This is a genomic window from Novipirellula artificiosorum (genome assembly GCF_007860135.1).
GTDB classification, from domain to species: Bacteria; Planctomycetota; Planctomycetia; order Pirellulales; family Pirellulaceae; genus Novipirellula_A; species Novipirellula_A artificiosorum.
The window spans coordinates 1-8,747 of the sequence record NZ_SJPV01000042.1 but is presented as its reverse complement, the minus strand read 5'-3'; the positions used below and the strand labels follow the sequence as shown (position 1 = coordinate 8,747).

Annotated in this window: 7 protein-coding genes; all 7 read right to left on the bottom strand. The window is 53.0% G+C overall.

Annotated features, from left to right (window positions below):
* Nucleotides 1–159: 159 nt before the first annotated feature.
* Nucleotides 160–1,317 carry a WD40 repeat domain-containing protein gene (locus Poly41_RS33415; protein ID WP_146531714.1) on the bottom strand — a complete coding sequence of 386 codons (1,158 nt, stop codon included), beginning with the start codon at nt 1,315–1,317 and terminating at the stop codon, nt 160–162.
* Nucleotides 1,318–1,387: 70 nt separating this feature from the next.
* Nucleotides 1,388–2,758 carry a hypothetical protein gene (locus tag Poly41_RS33410; protein WP_146531713.1) on the bottom strand — a complete coding sequence of 457 codons (1,371 nt, stop codon included), beginning with the start codon at nt 2,756–2,758 and terminating at the stop codon, nt 1,388–1,390.
* Nucleotides 2,759–2,849: 91 nt separating this feature from the next.
* A complete protein-coding gene (locus Poly41_RS33405; protein WP_146531712.1) occupies nt 2,850–3,386 on the bottom strand; it encodes a hypothetical protein in 537 nt (178 codons plus the stop codon).
* 185 nt (nt 3,387–3,571) lie between these two features.
* Entirely contained in the window at nt 3,572–5,464 is a 1,893-nt protein-coding gene (locus tag Poly41_RS33400; RefSeq protein WP_197231990.1) for a tetratricopeptide repeat protein, read from the bottom strand.
* A 242-nt stretch (nt 5,465–5,706) separates the two neighbouring features.
* Nucleotides 5,707–7,230 (bottom strand): hypothetical protein, encoded by a 1,524-nt coding sequence (locus Poly41_RS33395; RefSeq protein ID WP_146531710.1) that lies wholly within the window; start codon nt 7,228–7,230, stop codon nt 5,707–5,709.
* Between the two features lie 82 nt (nt 7,231–7,312).
* Nucleotides 7,313–7,567, bottom strand: a complete 255-nt coding sequence (locus tag Poly41_RS33390) for a hypothetical protein (protein ID WP_146531709.1) — start codon at nt 7,565–7,567, stop codon at nt 7,313–7,315.
* A gap of 46 nt (nt 7,568–7,613) precedes the next feature.
* Nucleotides 7,614–8,090 (bottom strand): hypothetical protein, encoded by a 477-nt coding sequence (locus Poly41_RS33385; protein ID WP_146531708.1) that lies wholly within the window; start codon nt 8,088–8,090, stop codon nt 7,614–7,616.
* Between the last annotated feature and the right edge of the window lie 657 nt (nt 8,091–8,747).

The window sequence follows — 8,747 nt, the reverse complement described above, 5'->3', positions numbered from 1 at the left end:
GCTGTGTTGGTGATAGTCCAGTCCGACGTGATAGGTTATTTTCGACATTGCTCGTTGCTCCGAGTGAAATCAGGGGAAGTTAGATATCACTTGGTTTTACTCTGCAGCGAGCATTTCATCCCCATCTACCAAAGTCGTCACTTGTTGTTCACGCGATGCTTACAAACGCGTCAGCCGAATTTTCCCAGCATCGGAACCGATCAAAAGTTGCTTTGAATCGGAGCCCCATGCGATCGAGGTGACAACGCTATCGGGCTCCGATGGCACGAGGCCAACTCGTTCGGCTTGCTGTCCAGCTAAGTTCCAGATCTCGATCGCTCTGCCAACATGTGATGCCAACGAGATCCCGTTTGGGCTAAGCGACAAGGGATCACCAACTCGGTACAGTCCGTCACGCTGAGTCGTGGCTATGACAACGGGATTTGTGTAATCGTAAACGTTTAGGCAGTGCGATTCTTTTTCGATCTGGAAACGCGGGGCGGAATAGTCGCCCGGCTTTCGTGGCTTTAGGGTTTTCTTGTATTCGACCTTACGTATTTTTTTAGAGTAGTCTTGAAGAGCCATATGGAGCCAAACGACTTGCTCCCCGTCATCGGTGATACCGCATAGGCGAGGCTTGGACCCGTCCAAGAAGGTAGCAAAAGCGAATTTCTTTTGGCGATGCAGACGTTGGAAAAGGAATTTACCGTCGTGCCAAAAACGAAGCATTCCGTCCTCGCTTAGTGAAACCACGACGGCTCCTCCTTGGGGCATATACCGAGTACCGGGGAAGATACCAACGGTTAGGTTTTCGACGGGCCCCCGATGCCGCTGCTGCGCCAGGAACGGGCCAGCACCCTTTGAGTCCCAAAAACGAAGCGTCCCATCGTTTCCACCTGCCACCAATCCATTGGGAAGGAATGCGAGCGAGGCAGTACCCGACTTGCAGCCTTGCAATTCAAGAGGCGAGTGATTCCGCAGGCTCCACACGAAGATGCTCTTCTCGCCTCCTGCCGCCGCGATCAGATCACCATCGGGATGGAAAACGAGTGTATGGAGTGGCGCGTCACTGAGCGGAAACTCGAGCTGTATTTCCTGAGTTTCAAAGTCCCACACCATCAACACGCCACTTTCGGTGACCGCGGCAAAGCGGGTGCCATCCGCACTGACCGCCAGACCGTGGATAGCAGATCCCACTCGAATAACGCTCTCGAAGTTTGGATCCGTGGTCGGCATCCGAGGTCGAACCGCTGCTTCATCTTGTGGAAACGCCTGCAAGCCAGCGGATGCAACGAGTCCGAGACATCCAGCGCCGCTTAGAAAATGCCGACGATGCATTTTGCCTTCCCTTGTTGTCTGAGTTGGGAACTCCGTTTGCCGATCATCCTACGCATATGCTTCACTTGCTCTATTCGCGTTTCCATGTCTCTACGCTCTCTTTGCCATCCACGTCCGATATGGTGAATCGAACTTCATCTTGGCCGACGAGTTCCATTCTCGCCAGCATCTCTGTTCGCTCGCCGGAAGCGGTGATCATTGTGCCTTTCCATGTCCCCTTTCGGTCCCGAAAGTCGCTGCAGACGGAGGAACCCATGGCTCCGTCCGTGTGGAAAGACCAAATCGTGAACTGCTTCGTGATCGGATCAATCCCATAGAGGCACGCGACCCGAGCCTCTGCTCCAAGGCTATTGATGGAAACGAACTTCTTCGATTCAATCCACGTGTGCTGGTCAACTATCTTTTCGCTCCCTTGTTTGACCCACTTGCCGTGAGTCATGAAATCCGCGAACTCATGAAAAGCCCTGACGGCTTGGGCATCGGTTTCTCGCGTGTATTCCAGGAGGTACCGCTCGCCGTTCGTAATGTCTTCATAGCGGATCGAATCTGTACCAAACTCAATCTGCGTTTCCGATGCCCAGGCCCGTCCGTCGACATGCCCGGTGCCGGTACCTTCCCATCGGTCATCGAGAAAGGTGGTCCAGCGAATGGTCCAGTGGTCGCCGGCCGACGTGTAACCATGTTCGACAACGGAATTTAACTCTGGCTCCCAGGCGATGATGCTGCTGATCATAATCCTTCCATTTTGCCCCGTAGCCGATGAATTGCCTAATACGGCAACCTCGTTCTCCGACCAGCGATTCATTCTTGATCCGTTTGATGCTTCCCCGCCGAACGTTTGGACAGTCGCCCATGTTCCGATCAGGTGATCTTCGATCGTTCGGTGAATGGTATCTGGCATCGGCTTTGAGGATGATTGTTTGCCGACTCTTCGGAAGGTGTAGAGGATGGGATCAACCTGCTTGCCAGCTTCGGTCGAATCCGACACGGTCCAAAGGAATTGGTCTTGATCCTTTTCCACACGCAATTGACTGCGAGTCCTTTCACCCTCGGTCGAGGATCCCACTCCCTTGCCCACGTCGATCCTACTGGACTCGGCGGCGTAGTGTGACAAAGTGTATTGACCTTGCGCACCAAACTCAGCATCGACCATTTGTTTTATGGCGTTATCCCAGCCCGCCACCTTTGTCCCATTCGATGGTCCATTCGGTCCGACACTCGACCACTGACTCAGAATACTCGTTTGATCGTCAGACCATTGAACGGACCATTTACCATGATAAGTATTCCCTTTTTCCTCCCATTCGTACTCCCAGTCGCCGACGTAGTAGCCGAGCATCTTCTGAGCTTCGTCCGGCAGTTGTGCGGTTGCGAGGGATGGCGTGAAAAAGCAGGCCGCATAGCCTACGATCAGTGCCGAGAGAGCCAGTGAATGCCTCATGTCTAGACTCCTGAAGTGGAAACGTGGGAAGGGACGGAATCGAATGGGTTTACAAAGCAGGTGCCCGCCAACTGCCTAGCTTTTACTCGAGCTAGGGTTCCTTGCTCACTCTCTGCCAGACATTGGGGTTCACTTTGACGGCTTCACCATCCAGTGTCATCGAGCCGGTCCATGTGTGGGTATCACCCTCATCCGTCACGGTGACGTGGTCCTTGAATTCACGTATTTTTCCTTCGCCATCGCTACCGCTGCCTTCTTGGATCCAGCCGTCGGTGGCCTTGTACAGAATCGACTGGTTTGTGTTGCCGCCAGCGGTGCACCAGGTCGATCGGATTCTTTTTGCGATTGAATCGTACGAGACAAACCAAGTTCCCGATTCTTCACCCATGTACACCCTTGCCAACAGCGCATTTCCATCTTCAATCGTTTGGCAAAGCGCCAGACCGGCGACCACATCGTCACCTTTACCAAATTGTGGATCGTCACTGTTGAGTGCGAGATCGCCAACCCAACGCCCCTGCCAAGCTTTGCAAAAATCATCAAAGTCCTGTCGTGAAGACTCTTGAGCGAAGGAAAAGGGCGCGGTCAGGAGAGTGACGAACGCAACGGAGAGTACGAAACGGACCATCGAATGAACCTCCAGAAAACGAGGCGGTGAGACGAACGAAAATTCTATTTTCAACGATATCAGTTCGAGTCCTGCGACTTGGATCGGAGGACGATCCTTGATCAAAATTCAAACGGTTTCATCAACAAAGATGCCGAGTCAAGTTGTGCCTTTTTCGAAGGCGTTAGCACTAAGGGATCTCTTTTCTATTGCACCGCAGCCGCTTCAAGCCGACTGTCCTCGGCGCCACCGATGAGCTGCTCTGCCTCGCGAAACGCCGTTTGGACCATGCACCATATGATTGGCCGGTCCTGGTACTGCAGCGGCGTGCCGTCTGGGGTAGGTATCTGCTGTTCCGCAACGGCTCGAGCATGATTGAGTATCTGTCGCGCTCTGTCGTCGTGGCCAAGTTGTTTATGAGCCATCGCCAGGAAGGTCTGTCCCAAGAGGAGGTCCTTCGGATTCACGGTTCCTTCTGTTGAGATGGTCTTCACGACGTCCTGGTAGCGTTTCAGACGATAGAGCGTCATTCCCTTGGCAACCGTCAGAAAAGCGCGTGTTTCGATGTTTGCCAGAACCTCGTCGGCAATCTCCGTCAGTCGCAGGCGATCGATATCCGTGTCGGAGCAAAGCGAACTCATCAACACCATATCCATGCGAGAGCTTGGATTTGTCGAATCGGCCCATTGCTGGAACAGCTTCTGGCAAACTGTGTTTTGTTCTTCGGGCGTCCCGCGATACAAGAGGATCGCGGCTTCACCCTCGCGATGACGAAGCACGTTCGGTGAGAGTTCAGCCGCTTTCCGGTAGTCCGCCAGTGCCTTGTCCCATTGGCCAAGTCCGCCATAAAAGCGTCCTCGCATTCGGTAGGCATGTGAGAAGCTGGGATAGACTTGTATCGCTTTTTCATAGGAGGCCAATCTCGCATTGTTGTCCATCTGTGCGTAATCGGGGGGATCTCCCAACGCTTGTTGAGCCATTGCCATCCACTTGTCCCATTCCGCAGACTGGCCCTTGTCCCCGAGTTCCGCTCCGATCATATAGGTTGCCCGAGATAGTTCGGTATTGCCAGACTTGTTCTCGATCATGGCAGCTAGCAGCAGAACGGCAGCCCACACATCGTCTTTTGAACCTGAGTCCCGAATTGCCAGCTGCGCGGCCTTGTTGTCTCCGAGACGGTAATGAGCGAATGCCTGCAGCCAGATTCGTTGGTCATCCGGTGCCAACTCAGCCGCTTTTGTAGCCATTCCCAAGGCAACGGAAAGATCGTCCGCATTCGTCGCCGTGTCCATGCAAAGGTTGTATGCACCGCCTCTACAAGCCCCGACGATCGCGTCAATCGTCTTGGCGACGTCTGTGTCTTCTGGAGTCAACCGCTCTGTCTGTTGGGCAAGCACTTTCTCAAAGACTTCGATGGCATCGACATATTTGTCTTGGTACAACAGAAATCGACCAAGCGCCAGTTTCAAAGTCGCGATTTCGGCTGGGTTTGCATTTGGCTGCGCTTCGAGGTACTCGATTGCCTCTTGAAGATACTCGTCCGTGCGATTCGACCTATCTTCGCGTGACGCAACGCCTTCGCGGGAATAGTCTTCTAGCATCGGAGCGCCGGGGGAGCCAAGCTTCGGCACTCCGGCGAAGGTGTAGTGGTTTTCATCGTGAATCGTAATCACATTGATCGCTGTCCTCGTCCCATCGTCGCCGGTCTGGTCACAAACGCCGACGAGTTGAAACCAATCACCATGAGGAACGACGTCATAGGCTCCCTTTCGATAGACGCCCCAAGACGCAAATTGATGCTCTGCGATCTTCTTTTGCTGCGGGTCCCACTTTTGGATCAACAGTAGGGTATGAGCAAAGTTCTTTCCAAAAAACTCGGTTCGATGGGACATGATCGTATGATGAAGGTCCCACTCAGCACTTTCCCGCCCCGTGTATTCATATGTGCCTTGTACCCCCGTTCCTCGCCAGCTTCCGGCAAAGTAGTCCATCGCTTGTTGGTGTGTCACTTGCTTTGGCGATGCCTCTTGGCCATTTGACTGGACATTGGACATTGCAAATGCGCCAAGAAAGGTCAACAGAGTCAAAAGGCGTGTCATCGAGAGTCTCCAGTGCCGAAGGGGGGAACGAATGCGTGATCGCATCAAGTGAGGGAAAAGGCGGCCTCGGAAGTCAATGCGAGTTTTCTGTTCGAATTGCCTCACGGAAAATGGAAAAAAACTAGAAAAGAATGCAGACGTTTGTGTTCACTCCGCTGTGATCGATCCTCCGATCTGGCATTTGGGTTAGCCGGCGGATAAACTGATGGGCATGAATCGCGTAACCATGATGTTGGCCGAGATCAAAGCGGGGTAGTCAAGCCATCGGTGAGCCGATACCCATGTAGGCGGTGGATGATTAGCAGGCAATAAAACGTCGTGAAAAGGCAGAAATGTGGCGCCCACTTGGTAAAGCCAACATACCGCCACGCTGTGGCCGAAGGTGTGATGTAAAACGAACAGGTTAGGACGAGCAAGAGCAGTCCACAGCGAACGAGCGCCGGTGGCTTGGATGTCAAAGCGGTCCAGGCAATGACTGCGACGAAGATCGAGAGCCGAAGGCCTGCGAGGACATGAGTCAAGTAAGGATAGCTATCAGCCCATTTCGACCCCGCGTGTCGCTCGAAAGCAAGCATGCAGGCGATAAATCCGACACAAAAGAGTAGGTCAAGAGTGCCGAATTGAGGCTTTCGCACCGTGATCTCTCCTGGGCGTTCTGAGTCGAATGATTGTGCCTGCCGAAGCGACTTACCACGCCAAGTCCAAACGCTTGACACGACCAGCATTCCCGCTATCAACCCCAGCGGCATGACGGCCAAGTATTTGGAGTCGTGGAAAATTCCCAGCACAACTTCCATCAGACGACTCTGCTCACCCGTGTCAGCGAAAAACGCAAACAACTGGTCGCAATGGTACAGAAGCGGTACCGATTCGATCGCGAACAAACCGACGATGATTAACACCGCACGAAACAACCAACTCGTCTTGCCGAGCATCACCCAAGTGACAAGCAGGCAAAGTAACGCAAGCTGGGAAGTTTGAATCAGCGTCATCGAGTGCCAAAATGCGATATAGTGAAGCTCCGACATTGTCGACCATAATCCCAGCAGTGCACAGCCAATCATCGTGACAATCACAATCGAGAGATCAAGGAACAGCCCAGATGCTTTAAGAACGCCGGTTGCGAATTGCACGATTCGGAACAACACGAGCAGCACAGCAATGCCAAGCCAGATCCACGGTGTATCTTGGAATAGCTGCAGCTTCCAAGAACTCTGCCTAACTTTTCCGTCGTCCAAAGAGATCCTCACTTGATTTTCGGACAACGTAACGAGGCAAAAATCGGTTTCGCTCGCATTTAGCCAAATGCTCTTCTTTCGTTCGCGATCGTACCCGGTCCAACCGGTGTGACTTACGCTCCACGAAACGCGTTCTCGTTCGTGAAACATCAGGATGTCTTGAATGGCAAGACTGCGCACTAGAGTCCCCGATGGTTCGTAGATCAAGATTCGGTGGTCCCATCGGTGGCCGGCTGTCAGATCAGCAATCACGAATCGTGACCCGTCATCCGTGACAAAAAGCCGTGGGTGAGCGTGTGATTCGAGTCCTTCGATGGTGCCACGTTGCGACTGGTCCTGTTGAGTGTCAAGCCAAACGAATTCCCAATCTCGCACTCCACGGTTCCAACGGATTGCGACGGTATATCTTCCGCTGGAAGAAGTGCCAGTTTCGTAGTAAGACCAAACACAAGTATCTGCAAGCAAAGTCGGTGACGTGCCCAACGCTACGGCAATGCTCATCGTCATCCAGGTTGCGATTCGGAGCATGGAACTTCTCGGGGGGATTGCATTGGGTGATCAACGTCGCAAGCTTTGGAAGACCAATCGGTGCACGATTGCGATCGACGAATCAACCAACAGCATGACGAACACGTGACTTGCCGAGCAAGACGCCATCGGTTGGCGAATAGTGGAATCCTTCGTGGCACCGTTGGCCCAACGATGCCGCCGTGTCGTCTGCGGCCGACGGGGAACCCTGGGTGGCATGAGCAATGATTGCGAAGACCACGACCAGGCAATGGAGCAAATGCCGCCTCGCGGCGCACCCAGGGTGATCGAATGCAATCCAATCGAAACCTCGACGGGGTTTTACAAGCGTACTCAATGACTTCTTATGGTTGGCGATCGACCCGACGGGACTGTTTGGTCAATCAGTCCTCATCATCTTCGTCCGTTTTAACCTTCGTGTTGTAGGTTGCGAGCAGCAACCAACGATCTTGCTCTTTCTTCCATGTGTTGTGACCTCGGATGATCATCTCGTCCTGCTCGCCTGTATCATCTTTCGTCAAAATATGAAGATAAAAGTTGATGATCGCTACGTCGTCAACGACAACGACAGAAACAGGAATCATGTTGTGAGCGATGATCTCGTCCTGGCCTTCCAACCACTTTTCGTAGTACGAAATGTTCTTTGCTGACAACGATTGCGGCGCAGGCGACCGATCACCCCAAAAGCAAGCCTTTGGGTGCAGATACCTCATCTCGCTCTTCAGATCTTTCTTCATGTCGAGCGCAACCTGCTCCTCCAGCGCATTCCATGGACCCTTTTGCTCTTCGGTGAGCTCGAACCCGAATGCCAACGGGGAAGCAAGGAATGACGCCGCCAATGCTAATGCTGCAATTCGCATAACTTGACTCCTTAAACCAAGGGAAAGTGATTCTAGAAAACGTAGCGGGAATGAATTCCGCCGTCAGTTTTTGCAACTTAGATCGTACCATCGTCCCGTGCAAGAACTTGGTCGTCACCAAATCGTCTGTCATTTGAAATGGTCGTAGTGCCCTTTGTTACATCGTTCACCAGGTGGGACAGGGATTGCATTCCCGTTCCATTCATCGGTCGGGCAACATTGAACAACGAAATGGAGCAGGCTCATACGACAATGCGTTTTTTCAGTATGAATGCCTTACAGAAAACTGGAGAAAAAGGGAAAAAGAATGCAGACGTCTGTGTTCACTCCGCTGCGATCGAGCCTCCGATGTTCCATTTGGGCGAAGCACAGGCGGTTGTCGTGGGCTCTAATAGGAAGGCTCTCCCACGGAATTAGTGGGTGCAAGTCGTTGAGTTCTTGACCTTGGCTCGGGCTCAGCAGAATGGGGGCTCCCCTTTCCGCCTCGCCTTCGCTTCGGCCCCTGATCGCGGTGCGGGCCGAAGCGAAGGCGAGGCGGAAGGGGCTCGAACACACAATTTTTCAATCAAGGAAATGCATCTGGCGGACGAATCGGTTATTGGTATTGGTGCTTAAATCAAGATCAATCGCCAACCCATCAGCGCCAGATGCACCTTA